At 53.6% G+C, this 23,522-nt stretch carries 23 protein-coding genes and 1 riboswitch; of the genes, 2 read left to right on the top strand and 21 right to left on the bottom strand.

Features of this window, described 5'->3' with window-relative positions; all coding sequences use genetic code 11:
- Positions 1-53: 53 nt before the first annotated feature.
- The 14 genes from AUQ42_RS10975 to argS all read right to left on the bottom strand — a co-directional run bounded on the left by AUQ42_RS10975 (position 54) and on the right by argS (position 13,109).
- Complete coding sequence (locus AUQ42_RS10975) at positions 54-1,115, bottom strand: peptidoglycan DD-metalloendopeptidase family protein (RefSeq protein WP_231856741.1); 1,062 nt, start codon at positions 1,113-1,115, stop codon at positions 54-56.
- A gap of 78 nt (positions 1,116-1,193) precedes the next feature.
- The gene (locus AUQ42_RS10980) at positions 1,194-1,832 is read right to left on the bottom strand and encodes a protein-L-isoaspartate(D-aspartate) O-methyltransferase (RefSeq protein ID WP_369813522.1); all 639 of its coding nucleotides are present in this window, start codon (positions 1,830-1,832) and stop codon (positions 1,194-1,196) included.
- A gap of 11 nt (positions 1,833-1,843) precedes the next feature.
- Positions 1,844-2,611, bottom strand: coding sequence for a 5'/3'-nucleotidase SurE (surE, locus tag AUQ42_RS10985; protein ID WP_068519119.1), 768 nt, complete (start codon positions 2,609-2,611; stop codon positions 1,844-1,846).
- Positions 2,612-2,623: 12 nt separating this feature from the next.
- Positions 2,624-3,898 (bottom strand): serine--tRNA ligase, encoded by a 1,275-nt coding sequence (gene serS, locus AUQ42_RS10990; protein WP_068519120.1) that lies wholly within the window; start codon positions 3,896-3,898, stop codon positions 2,624-2,626.
- Between the two features lie 99 nt (positions 3,899-3,997).
- Positions 3,998-4,972 carry a twin-arginine translocase subunit TatC gene (gene tatC, locus AUQ42_RS10995; protein WP_082817823.1) on the bottom strand — a complete coding sequence of 325 codons (975 nt, stop codon included), beginning with the start codon at positions 4,970-4,972 and terminating at the stop codon, positions 3,998-4,000.
- Positions 4,973-4,974: 2 nt separating this feature from the next.
- On the bottom strand, positions 4,975-5,379 hold the full coding sequence (gene tatB / locus AUQ42_RS11000; protein ID WP_068519122.1) for a Sec-independent protein translocase protein TatB: 405 nt from the start codon (positions 5,377-5,379) through the stop codon (positions 4,975-4,977).
- A 35-nt stretch (positions 5,380-5,414) separates the two neighbouring features.
- Entirely contained in the window at positions 5,415-5,714 is a 300-nt protein-coding gene (tatA, locus tag AUQ42_RS11005; protein ID WP_318271661.1) for a twin-arginine translocase TatA/TatE family subunit, read from the bottom strand.
- Between the two features lie 105 nt (positions 5,715-5,819).
- On the bottom strand, positions 5,820-6,863 hold the full coding sequence (locus AUQ42_RS11010) for an ABC transporter ATP-binding protein (RefSeq protein WP_068519124.1): 1,044 nt from the start codon (positions 6,861-6,863) through the stop codon (positions 5,820-5,822).
- 105 nt (positions 6,864-6,968) lie between these two features.
- Entirely contained in the window at positions 6,969-7,772 is an 804-nt protein-coding gene (scpB, locus tag AUQ42_RS11015; RefSeq protein ID WP_068519125.1) for an SMC-Scp complex subunit ScpB, read from the bottom strand.
- 16 nt (positions 7,773-7,788) lie between these two features.
- On the bottom strand, positions 7,789-8,661 hold the full coding sequence (locus AUQ42_RS11020) for a ScpA family protein (protein WP_068519126.1): 873 nt from the start codon (positions 8,659-8,661) through the stop codon (positions 7,789-7,791).
- A gap of 38 nt (positions 8,662-8,699) precedes the next feature.
- Positions 8,700-9,383, bottom strand: coding sequence for a site-2 protease family protein (locus tag AUQ42_RS11025; RefSeq protein WP_068519127.1), 684 nt, complete (start codon positions 9,381-9,383; stop codon positions 8,700-8,702).
- Positions 9,380-10,465: a beta-N-acetylhexosaminidase gene (nagZ, locus tag AUQ42_RS11030; RefSeq protein WP_068519128.1), complete on the bottom strand. Its 1,086-nt coding sequence runs from the start codon at positions 10,463-10,465 to the stop codon at positions 9,380-9,382. The genes AUQ42_RS11025 and nagZ overlap by 4 nt, the downstream gene beginning before the upstream one ends.
- Positions 10,437-11,354, bottom strand: a complete 918-nt coding sequence (locus AUQ42_RS11035) for an SPOR domain-containing protein (RefSeq protein WP_068519129.1) — start codon at positions 11,352-11,354, stop codon at positions 10,437-10,439. Before AUQ42_RS11035 ends, nagZ begins: the two co-directional genes overlap by 29 nt.
- A 3-nt stretch (positions 11,355-11,357) precedes the next feature.
- Entirely contained in the window at positions 11,358-13,109 is a 1,752-nt protein-coding gene (argS, locus tag AUQ42_RS11040; protein ID WP_068519130.1) for an arginine--tRNA ligase, read from the bottom strand.
- Positions 13,110-13,350: 241 nt separating this feature from the next.
- Between argS and erpA the strand changes: the two genes are divergently transcribed.
- Both erpA and xth read left to right on the top strand, forming a co-directional pair.
- Positions 13,351-13,692: an iron-sulfur cluster insertion protein ErpA gene (erpA, locus tag AUQ42_RS11045; RefSeq protein ID WP_068519131.1), complete on the top strand. Its 342-nt coding sequence runs from the start codon at positions 13,351-13,353 to the stop codon at positions 13,690-13,692.
- 97 nt (positions 13,693-13,789) lie between these two features.
- On the top strand, positions 13,790-14,569 hold the full coding sequence (gene xth, locus AUQ42_RS11050) for an exodeoxyribonuclease III (protein WP_068519132.1): 780 nt from the start codon (positions 13,790-13,792) through the stop codon (positions 14,567-14,569).
- A gap of 98 nt (positions 14,570-14,667) precedes the next feature.
- Here xth and ribB read toward each other — a convergent pair whose 3' ends face one another.
- The 7 genes from ribB to AUQ42_RS11085 all read right to left on the bottom strand — a co-directional run bounded on the left by ribB (position 14,668) and on the right by AUQ42_RS11085 (position 23,504).
- Positions 14,668-15,336 carry a 3,4-dihydroxy-2-butanone-4-phosphate synthase gene (gene ribB, locus AUQ42_RS11055; RefSeq protein WP_068519133.1) on the bottom strand — a complete coding sequence of 223 codons (669 nt, stop codon included), beginning with the start codon at positions 15,334-15,336 and terminating at the stop codon, positions 14,668-14,670.
- A gap of 133 nt (positions 15,337-15,469) precedes the next feature.
- Positions 15,470-15,622: riboswitch (FMN riboswitch) on the bottom strand.
- Positions 15,623-15,726: 104 nt separating this feature from the next.
- Positions 15,727-17,004, bottom strand: coding sequence for an EAL domain-containing protein (locus AUQ42_RS11060; RefSeq protein WP_068519134.1), 1,278 nt, complete (start codon positions 17,002-17,004; stop codon positions 15,727-15,729).
- Positions 17,005-17,061: 57 nt separating this feature from the next.
- Positions 17,062-17,907 (bottom strand): aminotransferase class IV, encoded by an 846-nt coding sequence (locus AUQ42_RS11065; protein WP_231856742.1) that lies wholly within the window; start codon positions 17,905-17,907, stop codon positions 17,062-17,064.
- A 38-nt stretch (positions 17,908-17,945) separates the two neighbouring features.
- A complete protein-coding gene (locus AUQ42_RS11070) occupies positions 17,946-18,515 on the bottom strand; it encodes an aminodeoxychorismate/anthranilate synthase component II (RefSeq protein WP_068519136.1) in 570 nt (189 codons plus the stop codon).
- Positions 18,512-19,915 carry an aminodeoxychorismate synthase component I gene (gene pabB, locus AUQ42_RS11075; RefSeq protein ID WP_068519137.1) on the bottom strand — a complete coding sequence of 468 codons (1,404 nt, stop codon included), beginning with the start codon at positions 19,913-19,915 and terminating at the stop codon, positions 18,512-18,514. The genes AUQ42_RS11070 and pabB overlap by 4 nt, the downstream gene beginning before the upstream one ends.
- Before the next feature lie 202 nt (positions 19,916-20,117).
- Positions 20,118-22,784 carry a valine--tRNA ligase gene (locus tag AUQ42_RS11080; RefSeq protein WP_068519138.1) on the bottom strand — a complete coding sequence of 889 codons (2,667 nt, stop codon included), beginning with the start codon at positions 22,782-22,784 and terminating at the stop codon, positions 20,118-20,120.
- A gap of 90 nt (positions 22,785-22,874) precedes the next feature.
- Positions 22,875-23,504 carry a DUF2497 domain-containing protein gene (locus AUQ42_RS11085; RefSeq protein WP_068519139.1) on the bottom strand — a complete coding sequence of 210 codons (630 nt, stop codon included), beginning with the start codon at positions 23,502-23,504 and terminating at the stop codon, positions 22,875-22,877.
- Positions 23,505-23,522 lie beyond the last annotated feature (18 nt).

Consider the following 23,522-nt stretch of genomic DNA (forward strand, 5'->3'; position numbering starts at 1 on the left):
GCGCTTTGACGCCACATCAAAAAAACACCCGGAATCTTTGTCCGGGTGTTTTGCTATCTGGAGACCATGACGCTTGGCAGATATTTCAACGGGTCCGATGACTTGCGCCCGTTGCGGACTTCAAAATGAAGCTGCGGGAATGTCACAGCGCCGGTTGTTCCGACACTTGAGATCCGCTGCCCACGTTCAACAACATCGCCGCGCGCCACCAGCGGGTTTTCGGTATGGGCATAGGCAGTGACAAAATTGTCGGCATGCTTGATCAGGATCAGGTTCCCGAAACCGCGCAACTCGTTCCCGACATAGGTCACAACACCATTTTCGGCTGCAAGGATCGGTGTCCCGCGATTGGCCTGAATGTTGATCCCGTCATTAAACAGACCACCCGTACCGGCCCCGTATTTCAGGACCACCTTCCCTTGCACCGGCCAGATGAACCCTTTGCGATCGGCCGGCTCGGCAATCACCACATTCTTGCGAGTGTCGCTTCCTTCACCGGCAACCGGTGTCGGTCGGGTATCTGTGACCCAACTGCGTGTGGAGGCGATTTCGCGCTGTGCATCCGCGGCAAAGTCTTGCGGCTTGATCCCGGGTGTTGGAATATTCCCGCCTTCTCTCGGAGCGACACGGGCGACCTGTGTTTGAACAGTCGATCGTGACGCTGAGGACGAAGTGTCTTTTTCAAGCGGAATGCTGACCACCTGTCTTTGACCGCCAATCGTTACTGTTTTCGTCGGCGACGACGTTGATGTGCGTGATGCGACGCTGGTTGGCGGCGAACTGTCATAATCGGGCGTCCATGGCGGCAATACAAGCCGCTGGCCCGGATAGATGACATAGGGTTTTCTAAGGTTGTTCCGGGCAGCAAACTGGGTAAAGTCCGTGCGATACCGTGTTGCCAGTTCGGATACCGTATCGCCGGGTTCCACAGTAATCACCCGTTCTCCGTTTTGGAGTTTGGGCATGCTATAGGGGCTGTAGCTTGCCCCGTCGCCATAAACCACCGGCACAGGGACGGAATTCAGCAAACAGCCACTCAGCGCCGCGCTTGTCGCACAGACAAGCAGCAGTCGTTTTCCGCTATGAACAGCAAATTTGACACAATTTTCCATCATGTTAACGATTGTCTGCGAACAGCCGTTAACAATCGGTAAGCAAGCTTGTGATTTGACCCGATATTCGGTGAATTTGTTCTAGAATTCTTCTGTGCCGGGCAACATCGGGACAAAGCGCACCGGCATCAATTCGGTGACTTCAACCCCGCTTGGTGTGCGCAACACACGCAATAGCAGCTGCGTATGTGACACTTCACCCACTGGCACCACCATGATCCCGCCAACCGCAAGCTGATCCACCAATACCGGCGGCACATCCTGGGCCGCAGCAGTGACAATGATACGATCAAACGGGGCCTGGTTTTTCCAGCCAAGTCCCCCGTCACCATGAAGGGTGGAAATGGTGTGCAAGCCAAGCGCACGGAACTGTTCTTCTGCCTGACGCAAAAGCGGCTTGTGCCGTTCAAGTGTATAAACACGGCGCGCCAGCTTGGCCAGAATGGCGGCCTGGTATCCGGATCCGGTGCCGACTTCAAGAACCTTCATACGGTCATTAAGCTCAAGCGCCTGGGTCATCAGGGCCACGATGTAGGGCTGCGAAATCGTTTGGCCCTTGCTGATCGGAAGAGCCACATTTTCCCAAGCACGATCAACAAACGGGTCGGCAACAAATGACTCGCGCGGGACTTCCGCCAATGCACGCAAAACTGCCTCGTCATGAATGCCATCATGGCGAAGCGTCTGAAGCAAATCGGCTATTTTTGATTCACGTGTAATGACCGGCTCGTTCACGGGAAAGCTTTCGTCAGGTTGTCAAAAGTCTCGTAATGGGTGAAATCAAGGCTGATCGGGGTGACCGAAATATTGCCCTGTTCAATGACGCGCAGATCAGCAGACGGATCTTCCGGCAATTCCGAACGGATGGCACCGATCCAGTAATATGGTTCACCACGCGGATCAAGACGTTCGGCAATATGATCACCGATCTTGCGCTGTCCCTGCTTGGAAATCTTGACCGAAGCACCGCCGGGTGCCTCGTGCTCGGGGAAGTTGACGTTGATCAGAACACCTTTGGGCCAGGTATTTTTGACCAGTGTTGCCGCAACATCTTTCAGATATTTTTCCGCAATGGTCCAGTCGATCATCTCGCCGGAAAAATACTGGGAAAATGCGATGGCCGGAACATTCAGCAATGTTGCTTCCATCGCGGCTGCGACGGTCCCGGAATAGGTCACGTCTTCACCAAGGTTTCCGCCGCGGTTAATACCGGAAAGAACAATGTCTGGCGGGCTGTCACGCATTACCTGCTGCAAGCCCAAAAGAACGCAGTCTGTCGGCGTGCCATCGACGGCAAAATGGCGTTCATCGCGCTTGTGAATGCGCAAAGGACGGCGCAGGGTCAATGAATGACCTGCGCCGCTTTGTTCGATTGACGGAGCGATGACCCAGACGTCATCGGAGAATTCCCGCGCAAGACGTTCAAGCAGCTTGATCCCCGGTGCATCAATGCCGTCATCATTGCTGATCAGGATACGTGCGTTGGTCAGATCAATCATGCCGGTTTTGCCTTAGCGCGGGGAAATAACCTCGAGACCGCCCATATAGGGCTTGAGCGCGTCCGGAACCCGGATCGAACCGTCTGCCTGCTGATAGTTTTCCATCACTGCAATCAGGCAACGTCCAACCGCAAGCCCAGAACCGTTCAATGTATGGACAAACTGGGTTTTCTTGTCACCAGCGGCACGATAGCGGGCATTCATGCGGCGCGCCTGGAAGTCACGGGTGTTCGAACATGACGAAATTTCGCGATAACGTCCCTGCCCCGGCAACCAGACTTCGATGTCATAGGTCTTGCATGCCGAGAATCCGATATCGCCGGTGCACAGAATGACCGTACGGTACGGCAGTCCAAGGCGTTCAAGGACGGTTTCCGCACAGCGTGTCTTGCGGGTCAGTTCCTCGTCAGACTTTTCTGCCTCGACGATCGACACCATTTCGACCTTTGAAAACTGATGCTGACGGATCATGCCACGCGTATCACGGCCAGCCGACCCTGCTTCGGAACGGAAGCATTGCGTCAGCGCGGTATAGCGCAGCGGCAATTTTGCCTGATCAATGATGTCGCCGGCAACCTGATTGGTCAGGGTGACTTCCGATGTCGGAATCAGCCAGTAATCATTGGTGGTTTTAAACGAATCCTCGGCGAATTTCGGCAACTGTCCGGTGCCGAACATGGCGTCATCACGCACCAGCATCGGCGTTACGGTTTCTTCGTAACCGTGTTCGGTGGTGTGAAGGTCAATCATGAACTGTGCCAAAGCACGTTCAAGCTTTGCCAGACCGCCACGCAAAATGACAAACCGCGACCCCGACAGTTTTGCTGCGGTTTCGAAGTCCATCATGCCAAGCTTTTCGCCAATTTCGAAATGCTCAAGCGGCTTGAAATCGAATTCTGCCGGTGTGCCCCAACGATTCACTTCGACATTGTCATCTTCGTCATCGCCAACCGGTACTTCCGGATCAAGAATATTGGCAAAGGATGACAGCAACAGATCAAGCTGCTCGTTCAGGGCGGCCTGCCCGTCTTCGGCTTCCTTGATCTTGTCTTTGAGCGTGCCCATCTCGGCCATCAGGTCATCGGCATTCTCGCCTTTCTTGCGAAGCATGCCGATTTCGCCGGAAATGGCCTTGCGGCGCGCCAGCATTTCCTGATGTTCTGTCATCAGTTTGCGGCGCTCGACGTCGATATTCATCAGACGTTCCGCGGTAATTTCCTGTTTGCGTGCAGCCATTGCTGCGTCAAAAGCCTCGGGATTTTCCCGAATCCATTTAATGTCGTGCATCGAACAGCACCCTGTCAGTCAAATATTTGTGGCTTTATACGATGGGGTGAACACAAGGTCCACCCCACCAAATCAGACGTTTCGGGATCACAATTCCAACTAGCGCGCGTTATTGAAATCGTCTTCACCATCACCACGTTGCGATGGTCCCGCAATTTGGGAGGAAGGCTTTGCTGATGACGTGTCTGTCAAGGATGCCTGGCCGTCATCATAAGATGCCGCGGCGGCCGCCTGCTCATCCACACTGTCATCCGTGCCTTCTTGCGCATTTTCGGACGTCTCATCTTCTGACGGATCATCTTCATCGTCGTCATCGTCTTCGGCTGCCTGACGCTTCTTGCGCTCGGAAATCCGCGCCATGACGATCGAAATTTCATAAAGAATAATGATCGGAATGCCGAGACCAACCTGGGAAATCAGATCAGGCGGCGTCAAAATTGCCGCAAACACAAACGCGATCACAACCGCATATTTGCGCCGCCGTGCCAATCCGTCGGCCGTCACAATGCCCGCGCGTGCCATAAGCGTAAGCAAAACAGGCAACTGAAAGCAAAGTCCGAACGCAAAAATCAGCTTCATGACCAGCGACAGATACTCGCCCACCTTGGCTTCAAGCTGAATGGCAAGTCCCGATCCGTCGCCCGCATGCTCGAAACTCAGGAAGAATTTCCAGGCAAGCGGCATGATGAAGTAATAAACCAGCGCTCCGCCCATCAGGAACAGAACCGGGGTCGCAAACAGGAACGGCAAAAATGCCGACCGTTCGTTTTTATAAAGCCCCGGGGCGACAAAGGCCCACAACTGCCCCAGAAATACCGGTGCAGAAACAAAACAGGCCGCAAAGAAGGACACTTTGACATAGGTGAAGAACACTTCTGTCAGCGCCGTATAGATCATGCGGCGATCCGGGCCCATCTCGTTTGCCAGTGGCCTGACGAGGAAACCATAAATGTCCTCGACGAAATAATAGCAAACCGCAAAGGTAATAAACAAAGCCAGAACCGCCCAGGTCAGGCGGTTCCGCAGCTCTATCAGATGCTCCATGATTGGCATCTGTTTGTCATGCGATTGCATGTTCACGCCTGGCTCTCCGGGTGGTCGTTCTTTTTGCTCTCTCCAGCCGCAGATTTGGCAACAGGCTTTTCGGCATCCGCTTTGGGTTCAGACTTTGTGTCTGCCTTGGCATCGGCCGGTTTTGCCTTGGTGTCTTTTGCCTTCTCGTCGCCTTTGGGAGCGCCAATGCTTTTTTCAAGGAAGTCGGATCCACTGGTCGGCGCACTGCTGACCTGCTTGCGCAGATCATCGAGTTCGGCCTCGCGGATGATGTCATCAATGCCACTTTGGAACTCGCGCGCCATGCCACGCACTTTTTTCCAGTAGCCCGCCAACTTGTAAAGAAGATGAGGAAGCTCTTTGGGGCCGACGACGAACAACGCGACGACGGCCACAAGAGCCATTTCGGTCCAGCCGATATCAAACATTTGACACGCCTATCTGAAGGAAATCCGACAGACGATCAGGATTTCACGGAATCCTTGTCTTTGCTCTCGGATGAAACCGATGCAGAGGTCGTGTTTTCAATGGTCTTGGCCGATGCGGCTGCATCTTCTTCTTTTTCGTTGATGCCCGCTTTGAAGCTCTTGATGCCTTTGCCCATGTCACCCATCACTTTCGGCAATTTACCAGCACCGAAGATGATCAGGACAATCGCAAGAATCAGAACGATTTGCCAAACGCCAATACCCATAACTTCAATCTCCAAAGATCCATTCTGCCTTCCGGCGATATGCTCGGATAATGGCAGAAAGCCCCCCACTGTGCAATGCGACGGTTGGGTTAATAACCGTGATCACATACACCTGTTAATTATACCTGATCCGACAGCCTGCCTTGATTTTTGTCAACCCGGCAGTTCGTCTTATCACGACATAGGAAACACGAAGGTCATCTCGGGATCAAGCGTTATGGCGACAGATTTCTGATTTAATGTCGAAAAACGCCGCGGCACGCGGGCATGGATATGACCGCCGGAATGCAGGGTAAGGTGCATCAGATTGACCTCGCCAAGGGCGCGCACGGCATCAACATTGGCCAGAATGTCATGACCGTTGACCGCATCACCGATATGAAGCCCTTCGGGCCGGATCAGCACATCAACATCCGTACCATCCGCAAGGCCGACATCGTCAAGCACCCCGACCGGGGTTTTCACACTGCCATTGGCAACAACGGACGGAAAATGGTTCACTTCACCAAAGAAGGACGCGACAAACCGGCTTTCAGGACGGAAATAAAGGGTTTCCGGCGTGCCGTCCTGCATGATCTGGCCTTCATTCATGATGATGATGCGATCCGCCATATACATGGCTTCTTGCGGATCATGGGTGACCATCACCGTCGCAATACCGGCATTTTTCAAAACGTGTAGTGTCGTATCGCGCAAGTCAGCACGACGCGCGACATCGAGTCCGGAAAACGGTTCATCAAGCAACATGATGCGCGGTGTGGGTGCCAATGCCCGCGCAAGCGCAATGCGTTGCTGTTGACCACCTGACAATTCATGCGGGAAGGCATGTTCGTAATCGGACATACCGACCTGATCAAGCGCCCTTTTGACAGCAGTTGACCGATCCTGTTCGGAAAAATGACGCAGCCCAAAGGCGATGTTTTTCGCAACATTCAAATGGGGAAACAGGGCGTAATCCTGAAAGACCATGCCAACCCCGCGCTTTTCGGGTTCGACATATTCACCGGGGCGTGCAACCACCTGATCACTGACCGAAATCTCGCCGACCTGTAATTTTTCAAGTCCGGCGGCAAGTCGAAGTGCGGTCGTTTTCCCACAGCCCGACGGTCCCAACAGACAGACTAATTCCCCAGGGGCGACATCGAAACTGATATCCCGCAATACCCGGTTTTTCCCGAACATGTGCGAGACGTTCGACATCTTAAGGCCGTCGGTCATTCAAATTCTCTTCTTGTTGCAGTGGCCATGCACCCAAAGATGCAAATGATTGGCGAAATCTTTCTGAAATTTAAGGTCCCCGCCCGCAGGATGCAAGCAGATGGATCAATTCAGATCATCATCCGGGGAATCAACATCATCAGCAGATGACTTGGTGGCTGAACGTTCCGCATCATCAAGCAGGTTGGGATTGTCGGAATAAATCGTTTCATCAAGATCTTCGAGGTTGCGCGTCGTAAGCGCCTCCTCAACGACCGCATCGGTCACTTCGCCATCATCGACCAGATCTGGCAATACATCGTCATCTGAACTTGCACCGTAACGTCCCATACCCGGCCGGCTGTCAAGCAACCCGGCAGCCTTGAGATCGGCAAGCCCCGGCAGGTCATCGCGACTTTCCAGACCAAAATGATCAAGAAAATCATCAGTTGTCGCCCACAGAACCGGACGGCCCGGCACGCGTTTACGCCCGCGCGGACGAATCCAGCGCGCTTCAAGTAGGATATCAAGCGTGCCCTTGGACAAGGCGACGCCACGAATTTCTTCGATTTCCGAACGGGTTACCGGCTCGTGATAGGCAATGATCGCCAGCGTCTCGAGCGTCGCGCGTGTCATTTTTTTGGCTTTTTCGACTTCAATATGAAGGTCACCGGCAAGATCGACGGCGGTTCGGAATGCCCATTTTTCGCCGACACGATTAAGGTTAATCCCGCGCGCAGCATAGGTTTCCGACAAGGTCGCCAGAATGGCCGATACGTCCGTTCCTTCTGGCAGTCGGGCGGCAATCACGCGTTCGCTGACCGGGTCGGCTGATGCAAACAGGACGGCCTCGACAATACGGACATGTTGGAAATCAATGTCGGGTGCTGTTTCAACGCCCTGGATTTCAAGCTGTGCGTCATTGCTCATCAAATATCCCTGCCCCTCAATCCCGAATCAAATCGTCGTCTGACGCAATTGGTCTGTCCATATCCCCGTCACGGCGCTTTTGCGGCGAGCGTAACAAAATCGGCCCGAAGACTTCTTCTTGTGAAATTTCAAGTTCGCCATCGCGACACATTTCAAGGCTGGCAACGAAATGCGCGGCCAGTGCCGATCGCGCTTTCAAAGGTGACCCAAGGCCGCGTGGCATGAATTCAAGCAATTTGGTCCATGTCGGCACGACGCGTCGACCAAACAGATCACGCAGGCGCTGAATGGCATCATCCATCGCATAAAGGTCGAATGCCTCGATTTCGAGTGTCTTGCTTTCGGATGTCAGCATGATGCGGGCATATGACTTCAACAGATCATAAAGCGACGCGTCATAGACAGATGCCGTGGTGACCCGTACTTCTTCCGGGGCACCGCGCGCGAAAAAGTCACGGCCAAGGTTTGGACGTTCAAGCAACTTTTCGCCCGCGGCCTTCATTGCCTCAAGCCGTTTGAGCTGGAATGCAAGGAGCTCTGCCATTTCTTCGGCACTTAGCTCTTCGTCGTCATTTTCCTGCTTGGGCAGCAGCAACCGCGATTTCAGATAGGCAAGCCAGGCCGCCATCACCAGATAGTCTGCCGCCAGTTCAAGACGCAAACCCTGTGCGGTTCTGATAAATTCAAGATATTGTTCGGCCAGCGCAAGGATCGAAATCTTGATGATGTCGACTTTCTGATCACGCGCAAGTTCAAGCAGAACGTCAAGCGGGCCTTCAAACCCGTCAAGATCAAGGATCAGGCGTTCGGCAAGGCTCGGCCCGTCTTCATCGACAGGCTTCTTGTCAAACACCTCGTCCGGGATTTCCAATTCGAATTGGTCTGCCATCTGTCCCTGACTGTCCCCTGTCCTTCGCTGATCCTGTATCAGGCGAAAATATTTGCCAGAAGCCGTACCAGCGCATTGGCCGGTTCAAGCACCAGCCACTGAAAAATCGGCAGGTCAACCCCAAGCTTGCTGGTCACATATGGCAGCAAAAAGACCAAGCCGATCAAAATGATCATGCCGGTTTTTTCCATACGCGCCAAGACCCGTGCAACCGGCATCGGGGAAATTGCCGTCAGAACCCGCCCGCCATCAAGCGGCGGGATCGGCAACATATTAAAAACCGCAAGAATGCAGTTCAGCCAAATCGATTGGTTAAGCGTGGTACCAAGCCATTGATTGATTGATGGCGAAAAGTCGGGCAACCACACCAGAAGAAGGATCGAGACAATGGCAAGCAACACATTCGTTGCCGGACCGGCAACCGCCACGCCAATGATGCCAAGCCGTTGTGGGTGCAGGCGGTGAAATGCCACCGGAACCGGCTTGGCATAGCCGAACAGGAATGGTGCGGCCGTTATCAGCAAAAGCCCCGGAATCAAAATGGTGCCGACCGGATCAATATGGCGGATCGGGTTCAGGCTAAGCCGTCCCATCCGCTGCGCGGTATCATCCCCGAACAGCTTGGCGGCAAACCCGTGTGCGGCCTCGTGCAACGTCACCGCCAGCAAAACCGGGATTACCCAGGTTGATGCCGATACAATCAATTCAACAATGTCGTTCACTTGGCTGTGTCCTCGGCCTGCCAAACCGGTGCAAGCAAGTCCGCCAACCGGACCCGCCAATCCATAACCTGTGTCGATGACGGCACGTCGGGTTTGAATGCGGCAATCTGGTTGGTAAATGTTTGCGCGCGAACCAATCCCGCACCGGACAGCAGCGGTGCCATGGAAACCACTTCTTCCATCTCGGTCCGTTTGCCGTTGCAATGAAGTGCGATATCACATCCGGCATGTAGACATTCATGGGTGCGGCTGGCAATCGACCCGCCAAGGGCCTCCATGGACAAATCATCGCTGATCAACAGATTTTCAAACCCGATTTCGGTTCTGATGACATCATTGATGACCTTCGGGGAAACGGTCCCCGGTCGCTGATCGTCGATCGCTGTAAACAGCAAATGCGCCGACATGGCCGCCAACACATCTTTCATCTGTACGAACGGCGCGAAATCAAGCTGGCTTAGGGTGTCGTGCGATGCCGATACGACCGGCAGGTCCTTATGGCTGTCAACAGCGGCCCGGCCATGTCCGGGAATGTGTTTGATTACGGGCGCGATTGCCCCGTCAAGCAAACCTGCCGCAACCGCACTGGCCAGTGTAACCACCTTTGTGACATCTGCGCCGTAAGACCGGTCGCCGACAACGTCACTCATGCCAGGAAACCGCAAATCAAGAACCGGTGCGCAGGTTGTGTTAAAGCCCGCCTCACGCAGATCCATTGCCATCAGACGTGCATTGATATAGGCCGCCTCGCGCGCGTCTTCAGGGTTTCGATCAAAAAGTTCCCCAAACACGCCAGCCGCGGGTATTTTGCGCCAATGTGGCGGCTTCAGACGCATGACGCGCCCGCCTTCCTGATCGACAAAGATCGGAATATTGCTGTTTCCAACCGTATCACGCAATGCGGACGTCAAAGCACGGATCTGGTTGCGATCTTCGACATTGCGAGCAAACAGAATAAAGCCATAGGGATCAGCTTCGCGGAAGAATCCCTTTTCCCAGTTGCTTAACTCGGTCCCGGCAACACCCAGAATACAGGCGCGCGGTTTTTTGACTTCAAGGCCGGACAATGAGGCACCCCACATTGCGTTGTTTCAGATCACCACACAGCTTTTCTGCCGCAGTTGCATCGGCCACTGGCCCTGCCTGCAAGCGATAGAATACGCCCTTGTCACCAAGATCCGTACGCTGCACGAACATCTGAAGACTACCAAGCAAGTCTTTGTTTTTCGATGATAATCTTTTCCATTCAGCAGCCGCGCCATTTTCATCGCGCACCGAAGCCAGCTGAATGCGAAAATCATTCGTCGAAACCGCGTTTACCGATGCTGGCGTGTCGCCAGACGCTGGTTTGGCAGGTGCTGCTTTGGTTTCGCGCGCGGTTGCTGCGGCGATTGCCTTTTGCGCATCTGTCAATTCCGGCTCGGAAATTTCTGGCGCATTTACGCTTGGCTCCGCGGCGGGGGCATCATTTGTTTGCGTTGCGTCCTTGGACGCAGACACTGCGTTCCCTTCGACAGTCGGGCTATCGCCGCCCTCACCCGTCTCTGATTGCGCATTGTCGGCGACGGGTTCCTCAACGGTCTCACCGGTCGCTGGCTGGGATCGCGTGACTTCCGGGGCACGCGGCATATCGGGAAGTTCCTGCAAAACCACATTCGCATCGGGATCAACGTCATTGAGTTGATCATAAACCGTGGTGTTGCGATGTGGCACTTCCATCCCCCCGGGATCATCGGGGCGGATTTTGATCGGCGACGGGTCAGGCAAAAGGATTGGCAATTTGCCATCATCCTGGATCGGCTGCCCTTGGTGATAGAACCAGTACCCGGCACCGCCAAGCCCGCCTGCCACCACAGCCAGACCGAAGAACACGGTAATCGCCCCTTTTAGCATGCTTTTGCGCGCTGGCTTTTCAGCCCGATAGTGGGTTGCGCGTTCTGCATGAAGGCCACGTCCGTGTTCTTCGTTCATATCTTACATCTCCTCGACAGGCTTAACGCCAAGCACCTCAAGACCCGATGCGATCACGGTCGCAACCGCACGGATCATTGCAAGACGTGCCAGAGTCGCTGCCAGATCATCCGCAACGATGAAGCGCAGCGCCGTGTTGTCACGTCCCTTGTTCCACAATGCATGGAATTCTGCTGCAATTTCTGTCAGGAAAAAGGCAATTCGATGCGGCTCGTGCGCGACGGCAGCCTGTTCAACAATACGCGGCCATTCCGCCATACGACGGACCAGAAGTTTTTCTTCGTCACTGGAAAGCTGGCTCAGATCCGCATTGATCAAGGATTCCGGCGAGAAGTCCTGATCCGGAAATGCTTCGGCAGCCTGACGGAACACCGAATTCACCCGCGCATGGGCATATTGCACATAAAATACCGGGTTGTCTTTTGACTGCTCGGTCACCTTGGCAAAGTCGAATTCAAGTGCGGCATCGTTTTTACGGGTCAGCATGATGAACCGCACGACATCCTTGCCAACGCGTTCGACAACGTCACGCAGGGTGACGAACGTGCCAGCACGTTTTGACATTTTTACCGGTTCGCCGTTGTCAAACAGACTGACCAACTGACACAGTTTGACATCAAGGTCGCCCTCGCCACCGGTGATCGCCTTGGTTGCGGCCTTCATGCGTTTGACATAGCCACCGTGATCGGCACCGAAAATGTCGATCATCAGGTTGAAGCCGCGCTCATACTTGTCAAAGTGATAGGCAATGTCAGATGCAAAATAGGTCCAGCTGCCATCCGACTTTTTAAGCGGACGGTCAACATCATCCCCAAAATCGGTCGCACGGAACAATGTTTGCGGACGCGGCTCCCAATCGTCGGGTTTCTTGCCTTTCGGCGGTTCAAGAACACCGACATAGATGTCGCCTTTTTTCTCAAGATGTTCGAAAGCCGCCTGAACCTTGCCGGCTTTAACCAACCCGTCCTCGGATGTGAACACGTCATGAGAAACGCCAAGAAGACGCAGGTCTTCCTTGATCAGGGCCATCATTTCGACGATGGCAAAAGCACGGAATTCCTCAAGCCATTCTTCTTCGGGTGCATTTACCCACTTGTCGCCGTCACGCTTTGCCATTTTCTGGCCCGGCTCAACCAGGTAGTCGCCCGGATACAGGCCTTGCGGGATTTCGCCGATATCTTCGCCAAGCGCCTCGCGGTAACGCAGATGCAGGGACCGGGCAAGAACGTCAACCTGTGCGCCAGCATCGTTGGTGTAATATTCCTTGGTGACCGCATAGCCGGCCTTGGCCAGCAGGTTTGCCAGAACGTCACCCACAACAGCGCCACGGCAATGACCGACATGCATCGGCCCGGTCGGGTTTGCCGAGACATATTCGACATTAATCTTTTCGCCTTTGCCCAGATCACTTTGACCATACGCGGTCCCGAGTTCGAGCACCTTGGAAACCTGTGACAACCAAAAGCGGTCCGCCATTCGCAGGTTGATAAAGCCCGGCCCGGCGATTTCGACATTTTCGATATGGTCGATCTCGCGCAATTTTTCAGCAAGCTTTTCAGCAAGATCACGCGGTTTCATACCAGCGGCCTTTGACAGCAACATGGCGGCATTGGTGGCCGCATCCCCATGAGACGCATCGCGCGGCGGTTCCACCGTCACACGAGAAGTGTCGCTTCCGGCGGGAAGAACACCATCTTTTTCAAGGGCGAGAAGCTGGTTCTCGATGTCGCTTTTCAACAGGCTGAAAACATTCATGACTTTGAACTTTGCATTTTCTGGTTTTGACCCAGCGGGCCTTTTGACTGGCGCCTGTTTTGAGCCATTTCGCCCCAAAACGCAAGTCACCCTTGATTAGAGTGATTACAGGTTTTGACATTTCAGCCATGCGCGCTAAATAGTGACTTAAATACTGCGATCTGACCGTGCTATTATAACGCCATAAGATCGGAACTATTCCTGCCCGTCTGCGGGCAGGTCTAAGACCAAGGAGTGTTGAATGACCGAAGCTTCACGGCAAGTTCAAATGACTGAAAGTGCTGCGAAACGTATTCAGGAACTGATCGCATCGGAAGGTGCGGCAAACACCATGCTGCGCTTGCAGGTTTCTGGCGGCGGTTGCAGTGGTTTTCAGTATGAGTTCTCGCTGGACTCTGACACCACGGACGAAGACTGCATCTTCGAAAATTACGGTGCAAAAATGGTAATTGACGAAGTATCGCTTGATCTTCTGGGCGGTGCCGAAATCGATTTCGTCCGTGAAATGGTCGGGTCAGCATTCCGTGTGAACAACCCGAACGCCACATCGTCTTGCGGCTGCGGATCAAGTTTCTCAATTTGATCCGGATCGGAAAAACGATTTATAAAACGGGGTCCGTTACTTTCGGACCCCGTTTTGTTTGAACAACAACCTGACACTCAAAAGAACCGAGGCCCGAATGAAAATCGCCACATGGAACGTCAACTCGATCAAGGCCCGTCTGCCCAACATTCTTGAATGGCTGCGCGACGCGAAACCTGATGTGGTTCTGTTACAAGAAACCAAGACAGTTGATGAAGCCTTTCCGGCGATGGAGATCGAAGATCTCGGTTACAACATCGCGATCCATGGCCAAAAGACCTATAACGGGGTTGCCATTCTGTCGAAATATCCGATCGAGGATGTCGAACGCGGTCTTCCTGGTAATGATGATGACGAACAGGCGCGCTATATCGAAGCCACTGTTTGTGCGCCCCGCCCAGTTCGGGTGGCATCCATTTATGTCCCGATGGGAACCGCAGTCGGGGACGAGAAATTTGATTACAAGCTCAACTTCCTCGATCGACTGATCAAGCGGTTTGAAAAAATCCGCGCCAGTGGCGAAGCCGCCGTCATGGGGGGCGACTACAATATCGCACCGGATGATGCCGACGTTTACGATCCGATCAAATTGCGCGAAACCGTCCTGTGCACCACTGTTGAACGCAAACGGCTGCGCACGATGATGAATATGGGCTTTACCGACGCCTTCCGGACATTCAACCCGAAAGGACACCAATATAGCTGGTGGGATTACCGTGCGGGAGCCTGGAACAAGGATAATGGTCTTCGCATTGACCACCTGTTGCTGACCCCGGCTGCCGCTGATCGCCTGAGCGCGTCCGATATTGATCGCGACCCGCGCGGAAAGGAAAAGGCATCCGACCACACCCCGGTCTGGTGCATGATTGATGACTGATCGCGGGGAATATACCCCCGAAAAATCAAAGGGCAGCGTATCGCACGCTGCCCTTTTTGTATCTGACCCAAAGCCCGAAAACGGGTTTCTTGTGCAGTTTATTCTGCGGCCTGCTGCATCGCGGTGCGGTATGCAACAATGTCTTCGATGCTGATCACAACCAGGTCATGGGACCGGGCATATTCGATCAGCTCAGGAAGACGCGCCATGGTGCCGTCCGGATTGGTGACTTCGCAAAGAACGCCGGCCGGCTTCAAACCTGCCAGGCGCATCAGATCGACTGTTCCCTCGGTATGGCCGCGCCGTTCCAGAACACCACCGGCACGCGCACGCAGTGGGAAAACATGCCCCGGACGCGCAAGGTCAGACGGCTTTGCATCATCGGCGATGGCGGTCTTGACCGTGGTCACGCGATCGGCCGCCGACACACCGGTGGTGACCCCGACTTTGGCTTCGATGGTAACGGTAAAGCCCGTTCCCATGCTTGATGTATTGGTCGCGACCATCGGTGGCAGATCAAGCGCGGTTGCCTTTTCATCGGTCAGGCACAGGCAAACAATGCCGCTGCAATCGCGAATAAGCATCGCCATCTGTTCATTGGTCAGATTTTCTGCGGAAAAGATAAGATCGCCTTCATTTTCGCGATCTTCATCATCGACAACCAAAACGCCCTTGCCTTCGCGCAAATCAGCAAGCGCACGTTCCATGCGTTCATGCGGATCGCCAAAGATCGAAAGACCTGATTGTGGTTCAATACTCTGATTCATAACCGTCCTCTACGGATGGGGCTTACGAACCAGGGCAACAAAGAAAGGCCCGCTTTATGGCAAATTGCCACATCGCGGTCGCAGGCAGACGCCAAAACAGTCACGCAAATGCGTTCTTGCCCTGTACGTCACGCTTTATCCTCTCCCATCCGGACTATTACCGTCGGCCCCGGAATTTCACCGGATCTGCTGACCCCGAAGATCATGTGATCGTCGGGCGCTCGCGGGCTTCCCAGAAATCTGGATTACCGCCGGTCGGGATTTACACCCTGCCCTGAGAATAAGCGCCGTGTTTTAACGACATAGCCAATCATGATTGATCAACTGCGGGCACTTTATGAAAGCACCACGCGGTTGTCAAACATCTAAAAAGCGATGGAAATCGTTGATTTAAACCTCGGCAAGCCGTTTTCCGCTTCGGAAATGGAAGTTGCAGCCATTCTTGCGCGCTTCGCGTGGCGCCCACTGACATACCGCACAACGTTTGTCGGTTGACCGCCGTTTTGATTTGCATTCCCGGTGCAAATAGGACCCCAGCATCGCATCAATATAACTGCCCTGGAACACTTCAACGCCAAGGCTGCGTCCCATGCGCAAGGCCGTCCGGCTGTCACATCGTGTCAGAATAAGACTTCTTTCGACAAACAGGCTTGCAAATTCACGCAGACGTTCGGCGACTTCTGTACGCCGCGATCCGATGATGTTCTGATCCCAGATCACCTTGATGAAATCGACATTCATCTTGCGCGGTGACAGAAATTCCAGCGCAGGCAATGTGATCCGGTCCAGTCCGACTTCGATCCCCGACGAATGCAGGAATTCACAGGCATCTTCAAATTCCCACCAGTTGGCAATGGCGTTTTCCATCGAAAATTCGATCGCCATGTTTTTGATCAGCTTGCCATCGTCATGATTGACGAATTCGGCAAAAGTGTCGCTCAAAACAGTTTGCACCCTCATGTTAAGATGCAGCTTGTCGGGCAGGATCGACGGTGCGATCGTCCGCGTCACTTCCATTACTTTTTCGTCAAGCACCCGCGACAGGATTTCAAGTTCGCCCGGCCCTTCAAGCAAAAAGCTGGCAAGGTGGTGCTGGCGCAAATAATCAAGCGAACAATAGATTTCATGACCAAGGATCTGCCGACGGGTGTCATCGAAACTCAGGATCGCTTGCCGCCGGCAGGAGTCAAACACGGCTTCTGTGGTGATCGCGCCGCGCAGCATTTCTGACATATCGAAACGCGCCCAGCCATCCCCCATCAGCCGTTCTGATAGCGGAATACCAAGCAATTGGCCCAGTCGTTCGTCATCTTCGGGCCAACGAAAACGGCTCCACAGATTTTTGGGAATCGTGCCAAGGCCTTGCCGTTCGATCACTTCTTCAAGTGTTTCGCGGACATGCTCGACAAAACTGGAATCGTCTTCGGTCCATTTCGTGCCGCGCACACAGGCCACCATCCCGTTTTCAAGACGGTGGATCTGTGTGTTTTCGGGCAAGTGATGAAAAGCATCACGGCTGATTGCCTGATAATCTTCGGCCCCAAGACGCAAGTCTGGCGGGATGTTTAGAACACCCAAATGCGGCGTTTTACCATTGGCCGCGTTTTTGCGCAGTCCTTCGATAAACCGGTTAAGTGTCAGTGCGGGTTTTGTGGTTTGGGCGGTCATAGGCAATCCTGTAACAGGTCATTGCCCATGATCATGCAGATGCAGGGTTAATTTACCCTAAAGAACTATACTTTCGCATAGCGATGTTTCCACCGTTTGAGCAAGTTCTGCAAAGGATGTCATTGCCGGTACACCGATCACAAGACCGTCCACCATATCAACAACCCGCAATCCCTGAAGGGCATTCGCTGTAAAAATAGCATCGAATTCTTTGAGCATATCGGGTGTTTTGGCTTCAAATTCAACGTCTCGGCCGGTTTCTTCGGCCCATTCCAAAATGAAATCACGCGCCAGCCCGCACAGAATTCCGGTATCCTCATCAGGTGTCCAAAGAGTTTCACCCTTGATTCCGAAAATATTGGCAACCGTGGTCTCGGCAACATTGCCGTCCGAAGACAAAATCAGGGCATCGTCACCGCCATATGATTGCGCTTCCTGTTTGGCTGCAATGTTATCAAGGTAATTGATGCTTTTGATCCCGCCCGCAACAGAATGTGCGTTGCGACGTACCTTCTGGGACGTAAACAGCTTCATCCCGACTGCTGGTTCGACGGGTTCAAACGGTGAAACGGTAATCAGGATGGTCGGATCCGGATCGGCTGGCGGCAAAAGTCCCCGTTCCCCGGAACCGCGCGACACCGTAAGGCGCACGACCGCATCCTTGCGATGAATCTGTTCAAACAGGGTGGAAACCACATTTGCCACTTCATCGGTTGCCGGCAACAGATCAACCGGAAACTCGATTTGTTCGGCGTGATAGTCCAGGCGCTCCATATGGGCATCGATCCAGGCGATCTTGCCTTCGTGGGCACGCATGGTTTCAAAAAAACCGTCACCCAGCAAAAATCCGCGATCCGTTACCGGGATAGATGCCTCGTCAAGGTCACGAAAGCTCCCGTTCATCCATACCTGCATCACGCCGTCCCTTCTGTTTTTGCACCTTATGAAGAAGCCCGCTTCAGGAAGTTTGCCAACAAATCATGTCCTTGCTCGGTCAATACGGCTTCCGGATGGAACTGTACACCAAACAGCGGAAAATCTTTATGTGCAAACGCCATGATTTCACCTTCGGGGCCACGGGCCAGTTCAATCAGACTTCCATCTTCAGGCAATTCAACGATTAAGGAGTGATAACGCGTTACTTGCAAAGGATTCTTTAATCCCGAAAACAATTCCGTACCACTGTGATGGATTTCAGATGTCATTCCGTGCACGGGGCGCTTGGCACGTTTGACCTTGCCGCCAAAAACCTGGGCGATTGACTGATGCCCAAGACAAACCCCCAACATCGGATATTCCGATTTCAGGGTATCAATCAGTGTCAGGCTGTTGCCTGCTTCATCGGGGCCGCAAGGTCCGGGCGAAAAGATGATGGCGTCGGGATGCAGTTTACGGACCTGGTTTGGACCAATTTCATCGTTGCGGACCACAATGACATTGTGACCGAGTTCCTCGATATAGCGGGCCAGATTGAAAACAAATGAATCGTAATTATCAATCAGAAGGATCATGACGCGACATCCTGCCCATCGATCCCGAACAGCTCGAACATCTTGGTCGCCTTGACCAGTGTTTCTTCATATTCAAGCGCCGGATCACTATCAGCAACAATGCCGCCGCCAACATTGAATGCCATGCGCCCGCCATTCACACATAGCGAACGAATGGCGATATTTGTATCCATGCTGCCATCAAACCCGATAAACCCGATCGCACCGCAATAGGCCCCGCGCGTTGTCTGTTCCAGTTCGGTGATAATTTCCATCGCCCGGATTTTCGGAGCCCCCGTGATCGAGCCGCCCGGGAAACTTGCCTTCAAAAGGTCCACTGCTGTTTTACCGTCACGCAATTCACCGGTGACCGTCGAAACAAGGTGATGCACATTCGCATAACTTTCCAAGGCACAGATTGCTGGCGTATGAACGGAATGCGGTTTGCAGACCTTTGACAGATCGTTGCGCAAAAGATCAACGATCATAATGTTTTCTGCGCGGTCCTTTGGGGATCGCATTAATTGCTGTGCAAGTTCCGCATCGCTGAGCGGGGTTTCTCCGCGTGGTCGCGTTCCTTTGATCGGTTTGGTTTCAACCTGCCCTTCGGCTACTTTAAGGAACCGTTCCGGCGAGTTCGACAGAACTGCAAATTCACCAAAATTCAAAAAGGCCCCAAATGGCGCGGAACTGATATCGCGCAGGCGCCGATAAAGCCCGAACCGTTCAGGGATGGCATCACGCGGATATTCCGCCCGAATGCTTTGCGACAGGTTTGCCTGGAAAATATCGCCAGCAAAGATGTAATCAATGACCTTTTGCACACTGGTTTCAAACCCGGCGCGGTCAAAATTTGACGTCCATTTCCGGATCGCTGGTGCATGCGGAACACCCGGGCTGTCATGCAGCGGTCTGGCAAGACGCAGATATTTGCGCAGCAACCCCATGCGTTCTTCTGCACGTTGCGCGCGTGCCCCCCCAATACGTTCCGGCATTCCCGTTGAAATCAGCCACATCTTGCGATCTTCCTGATCAAAGGCAATCACAAGATCATAGATGCCGACCGCCATATCAGGCATGCCCAACCAGTCATCGGAGGCCTTGGGCAGGGTTTCGGTCTGATGGGCCAGCTCGTATCCGAAATATCCGACGGCCCCACCCTGAAACGGTGGCAAATCATCACGTCTGGTTTGCGGATAACGCGCCAGAAGATCCCCCAGCACATCAAACGGATTTCCGGGAAATGGAAACCCGTCCAGGGTGACCTGACCATTTTTCGCCGTCAGCTTATGAAGCGGCGACACAACGATATAGGAAAAGCGATCCCGATCAGCGGAATCAAGGAAATGACTGTCCGCATAAGGCGCAAACGCACCATACGCATCGACAGGCTCAATATAGGGGCATTCTTCAATCAGCATTCAAAACGCATTCGTTCGGGAAATACGATCAATGTCCGGCAAATGGACGGGCATCAATTCCGGCACGCGGCAGGGAATGGAAATTTACGCGATTCGCATCCCGTCCGGTGAAAAATTTGCGTCACTTTCGATTAAACAGCGGTCCCAAATGAAAAAGGCCAACCGCTGTGGCTGGCCTTTGACATTCAACAAAATCGCATGATTACATCGAAGCAATCCGGTCATAGGCCTCTGTCAGTTTTGCCAGAGTATCGCGGGCTTCCTCAAGTTTGGCCTTTTCGGTCGCAACGATATGTTCAGGCGCGCGGCTGACGAATTTCTCGTTCGACAGTTTTCCTTCCTGTGCCTTGATGTACTTCGTTTTGTCCTGCATTTCCTTTTCGAGACGCGATTTTTCCGCCGCGACATCGATAAAGTCCGCAACCGAAACGAAGACAGCAACACCATCGACAACGGTCTGGATTGCGCCCTTGGCGATGGCTTCGACATCGCCCTGCCCCTTAAAGGCAATATCGGCGACACGTGCCAGACGTTTGACCTGTGCTTCCTGTGCAGTGACCGCCGCTTTCATCGCGTCGGTCGCATCAACAAGATAGATCGGCACTTCTGCGGCCGGCGGAACATTCATTTCAGAACGAACACCACGAATGTTGCCAATCAGACGAATGGCGAGATCAACCTCGGCTTCGGCCGCGCGATCGATCAAGGATTCATCGAATTGCGGATAGCTTTCCGAAATCAGCATTTTGCTGCGGTTCTCGGAAATCTTTTCCCACAGTTCCTCGGTGATATAGGGCATTACCGGATGCAAGATCAGAAGGATCTGATCAAGAACCCATGCGGTAACAGCACGGATTTCTGCTTTGGCTTCCTCGTCCTGTCCCATCAGAACCGGCTTTGCCAGTTCCAGATACCAGTCACAGAATGAACCCCAAACGAACTGGTAGGCGCTGCTTGCCGCATCGTTGAAGCGATAGGTCTCGATCCCAGTCCCGACAGCCTTGGCGGCCTCGACGGTTTTTCCGACAATCCAGCGCGCAAGGGTGGATTTGACCGATGCCGGGTCAAAGCCTTCGACCGGCTTGCATTCGTTCATTTCCGCAAAGCGCGCCGCGTTCCAAAGCTTGGTCGCGAAGTTGCGATACCCTTCAACGCGTGATGCCGCAAGCTTGATGTCACGGCCCTGTGCCGCAAGCGCGGTCAGGGTAAAGCGCAGCGCATCACAGCCATACTCGTCGATGATTTCCAGCGGGTCGATCACATTGCCCTTGGATTTTGACATCTTCTGCCCGTTTTCATCACGGACCAGCGCATGGATATAAATATCCTTGAACGGGATTTTACCGTCCATGAAATGCATGCCCATCATAATCATGCGGGCAACCCAGAAGAAGATGATGTCAAACCCGGTAACCAGAACATCACCCGGATAATATTTACCAAGTTCCGGGGTCTTTTCCGGCCATCCAAGGGTCGAAAACGGCCACAAGGCAGATGAGAACCACGTATCAAGAACGTCAGTTTCCTGCGTCAGTTCAACATCCTTGCCGTAATGTGCTTTGGCTGCGGCAATTGCTTCTTCTTCGGTTTCCTCGACGAAAATCTCGCCATCTGGACCGAACCAGGCCGGGATGCGATGCCCCCACCAAAGCTGACGGGAAATGCACCATGGCTGGATGTTGCGCATCCACTCGAAATAGGTGTTTTCCCAGTTTTTCGGGACAAAGCGGATACGGCCGTCTTCGACCGCCTCGGTCGCCGGTTTTGCCAGCACTTCGGCATTCACGAACCACTGATCGGTCAGATACGGCTCGATCACAACGTTGGAACGATCACCATAGGGAACCATGTGAACGGTATCTTCGATCTTCTCAAGAAGACCCAGTTCATCCATCTTGGCCACGATCTGCTTGCGGGCTTCGAACCGGTCAAGACCACGGTATTCTTCCGGCGCATTGTCATTGATGCGCGCATGGTCATCCATGATATTGATCTGATCGAGACCACCACGTTTACCGACTTCAAAGTCATTGAAATCGTGCGCCGGGGTGATTTTCACCGCACCCGACCCTTTTTCCGGATCGGCATATTCATCGGCGACGATTTTGATGCGACGTCCGACGATCGGCAGAATGCAATACTGCCCGATCAGGTCCTTGTAACGCTCATCATCGGGATGAACTGCGACACCGGTATCGCCAAGCATGGTTTCCGGGCGTGTGGTGGCAACGGTGATGAATTCGCCGTCGCGGCCTTCGATCGGATATTTGAAATGCCAGTAATGGCCTTTGACCTCTTTCTGGACAACTTCAAGATCCGAAATCGCGGTCAGCAGTTTCGGGTCCCAGTTGACCAGACGTTTGTCACGGTAAATCAGACCTTGCTTGTGCAGGGTAACGAACACCTTGCGTACCGCCGCAGAAAGTCCTTCGTCCATGGTGAACCGTTCGCGGTCCCAATCCGGGGATGCGCCAAGACGACGCAGCTGATTGGTAATGGTCCCGCCTGATTTTTCTTTCCACTCCCACACCTTTTCCACGAACTTTTCGCGGCCAAGGTCATGGCGCGTGACATTCTGTTCACTCAACTGGCGCTCAACGACCATCTGTGTCGCGATGCCGGCATGGTCGGTGCCCGGCTGCCAAAGGGTATCCTTGCCATTCATCCGGTTGTACCGGATCAGGATATCCTGAAGCGTGAAAGTAAGCGCATGCCCCATATGGAGGCTGCCGGTCACGTTGGGCGGCGGCATCATGATGACATAGGGATTGGCGCTTGACGCCGTATCGCAGGCAAAGGCCCCCGATTTTTCCCATTTATCGTAAAGTCTGCCTTCCACTTCGGCCGGGCTGTAGGTCTTCTCCAACATGGTCTTTTGATCCGCTGCGGGTTTAATCAATCATACAAAGAAAAAGCGGCGCACCCCGGGCGCGCCGCTTCAAATCAACTATCGGCTCGCCTACAGGTCTTCGGCGCGGTTCACAATCCGCTCGATTTCCTTCTTCACAAGGCGTTCGATCATATAGGGCAGGTTTTCGTCAAGCCATTCCTTAAGCAACGGACGCAACATATCACGTACCAGATCCTCAAGGGTGGCATGTCCTGCATTGATGCCAAGCGCAACTGCGCGTTTCTTTGCAACAGCTTGCGCCAGTTCCGAGATGGTGCCGGTCGCCGAGGATTCCGTCATGTTCGAAATCAGCGGTTCGTCATCATCATCGTCATAAAGTGCCGGCATCGCCGGTTCAGGCTCGGGTTCCGGTTCCGGCTCGTCGAATTCGTCTTCTAACGGTTCCGGGTCATCCTCAAGCGGAGTCTCATCGAAATCGAGCATGTCATCAAGTTCGAGCTCTTCTTCAGGCTCGTCGAGTTCAAGCTCTTCCGGTTCATCGTCGAACTCAAGTTCTTCGGGTTCATCGTCAAGAACGAGTTCGTCAATTTCTTCTTCCGGTTCCGGCTCGGGTTCTGGCTCGGGCTCAGGTTCCGGCTCGGGTTCTGGCGTCGGTTCGGGTTCAGGAGCGGCTTCCTGTTTTTCTTCGTCCCCCTCATCTGCAAGAATCTTGCGGATGGACTGGAGGATATCCTCCATTGAAGGTTCTTGTTGCCC

The organism is Thalassospira sp. MCCC 1A02491, from assembly GCF_001613785.1.
Taxonomy (GTDB): domain Bacteria; phylum Pseudomonadota; class Alphaproteobacteria; order Rhodospirillales; family Thalassospiraceae; genus Thalassospira; species Thalassospira povalilytica.

Excerpts from the sequence above, each read along its gene's own strand:
- xth (WP_068519132.1), top strand. The coding sequence starts at position 13,790 with ATGAAAATCGCCACATGGAACGTCAACTCGATCAAGGCCCGTCTGCCC.
- AUQ42_RS10975 (WP_231856741.1), bottom strand. The coding sequence starts at position 1,115 with ATGATGGAAAATTGTGTCAAATTTGCTGTTCATAGCGGAAAACGACTG.
- tatB (WP_068519122.1), bottom strand. The coding sequence starts at position 5,379 with ATGTTTGATATCGGCTGGACCGAAATGGCTCTTGTGGCCGTCGTCGCG.
- AUQ42_RS11060 (WP_068519134.1), bottom strand. The coding sequence starts at position 17,004 with ATGACCGCCCAAACCACAAAACCCGCACTGACACTTAACCGGTTTATC.
- erpA (WP_068519131.1), top strand. The coding sequence starts at position 13,351 with ATGACCGAAGCTTCACGGCAAGTTCAAATGACTGAAAGTGCTGCGAAA.
- argS (WP_068519130.1), bottom strand. The coding sequence starts at position 13,109 with ATGAATGTTTTCAGCCTGTTGAAAAGCGACATCGAGAACCAGCTTCTC.
- ribB (WP_068519133.1), bottom strand. The coding sequence starts at position 15,336 with ATGAATCAGAGTATTGAACCACAATCAGGTCTTTCGATCTTTGGCGAT.
- serS (WP_068519120.1), bottom strand. The coding sequence starts at position 3,898 with ATGCACGACATTAAATGGATTCGGGAAAATCCCGAGGCTTTTGACGCA.
- AUQ42_RS11085 (WP_068519139.1), bottom strand. The coding sequence starts at position 23,504 with ATGGAGGATATCCTCCAGTCCATCCGCAAGATTCTTGCAGATGAGGGG.
- AUQ42_RS11070 (WP_068519136.1), bottom strand. The coding sequence starts at position 18,515 with ATGATCCTTCTGATTGATAATTACGATTCATTTGTTTTCAATCTGGCC.
- scpB (WP_068519125.1), bottom strand. The coding sequence starts at position 7,772 with ATGAGCAATGACGCACAGCTTGAAATCCAGGGCGTTGAAACAGCACCC.
- AUQ42_RS11020 (WP_068519126.1), bottom strand. The coding sequence starts at position 8,661 with ATGGCAGACCAATTCGAATTGGAAATCCCGGACGAGGTGTTTGACAAG.
- tatC (WP_082817823.1), bottom strand. The coding sequence starts at position 4,972 with ATGCAATCGCATGACAAACAGATGCCAATCATGGAGCATCTGATAGAG.
- AUQ42_RS11065 (WP_231856742.1), bottom strand. The coding sequence starts at position 17,907 with ATGAACGGGAGCTTTCGTGACCTTGACGAGGCATCTATCCCGGTAACG.
- AUQ42_RS11035 (WP_068519129.1), bottom strand. The coding sequence starts at position 11,354 with ATGAACGAAGAACACGGACGTGGCCTTCATGCAGAACGCGCAACCCAC.
- AUQ42_RS11080 (WP_068519138.1), bottom strand. The coding sequence starts at position 22,784 with ATGTTGGAGAAGACCTACAGCCCGGCCGAAGTGGAAGGCAGACTTTAC.
- AUQ42_RS11010 (WP_068519124.1), bottom strand. The coding sequence starts at position 6,863 with ATGACCGACGGCCTTAAGATGTCGAACGTCTCGCACATGTTCGGGAAA.
- surE (WP_068519119.1), bottom strand. The coding sequence starts at position 2,611 with ATGATTGATCTGACCAACGCACGTATCCTGATCAGCAATGATGACGGC.
- nagZ (WP_068519128.1), bottom strand. The coding sequence starts at position 10,465 with ATGTGGGGTGCCTCATTGTCCGGCCTTGAAGTCAAAAAACCGCGCGCC.
- pabB (WP_068519137.1), bottom strand. The coding sequence starts at position 19,915 with ATGCTGATTGAAGAATGCCCCTATATTGAGCCTGTCGATGCGTATGGT.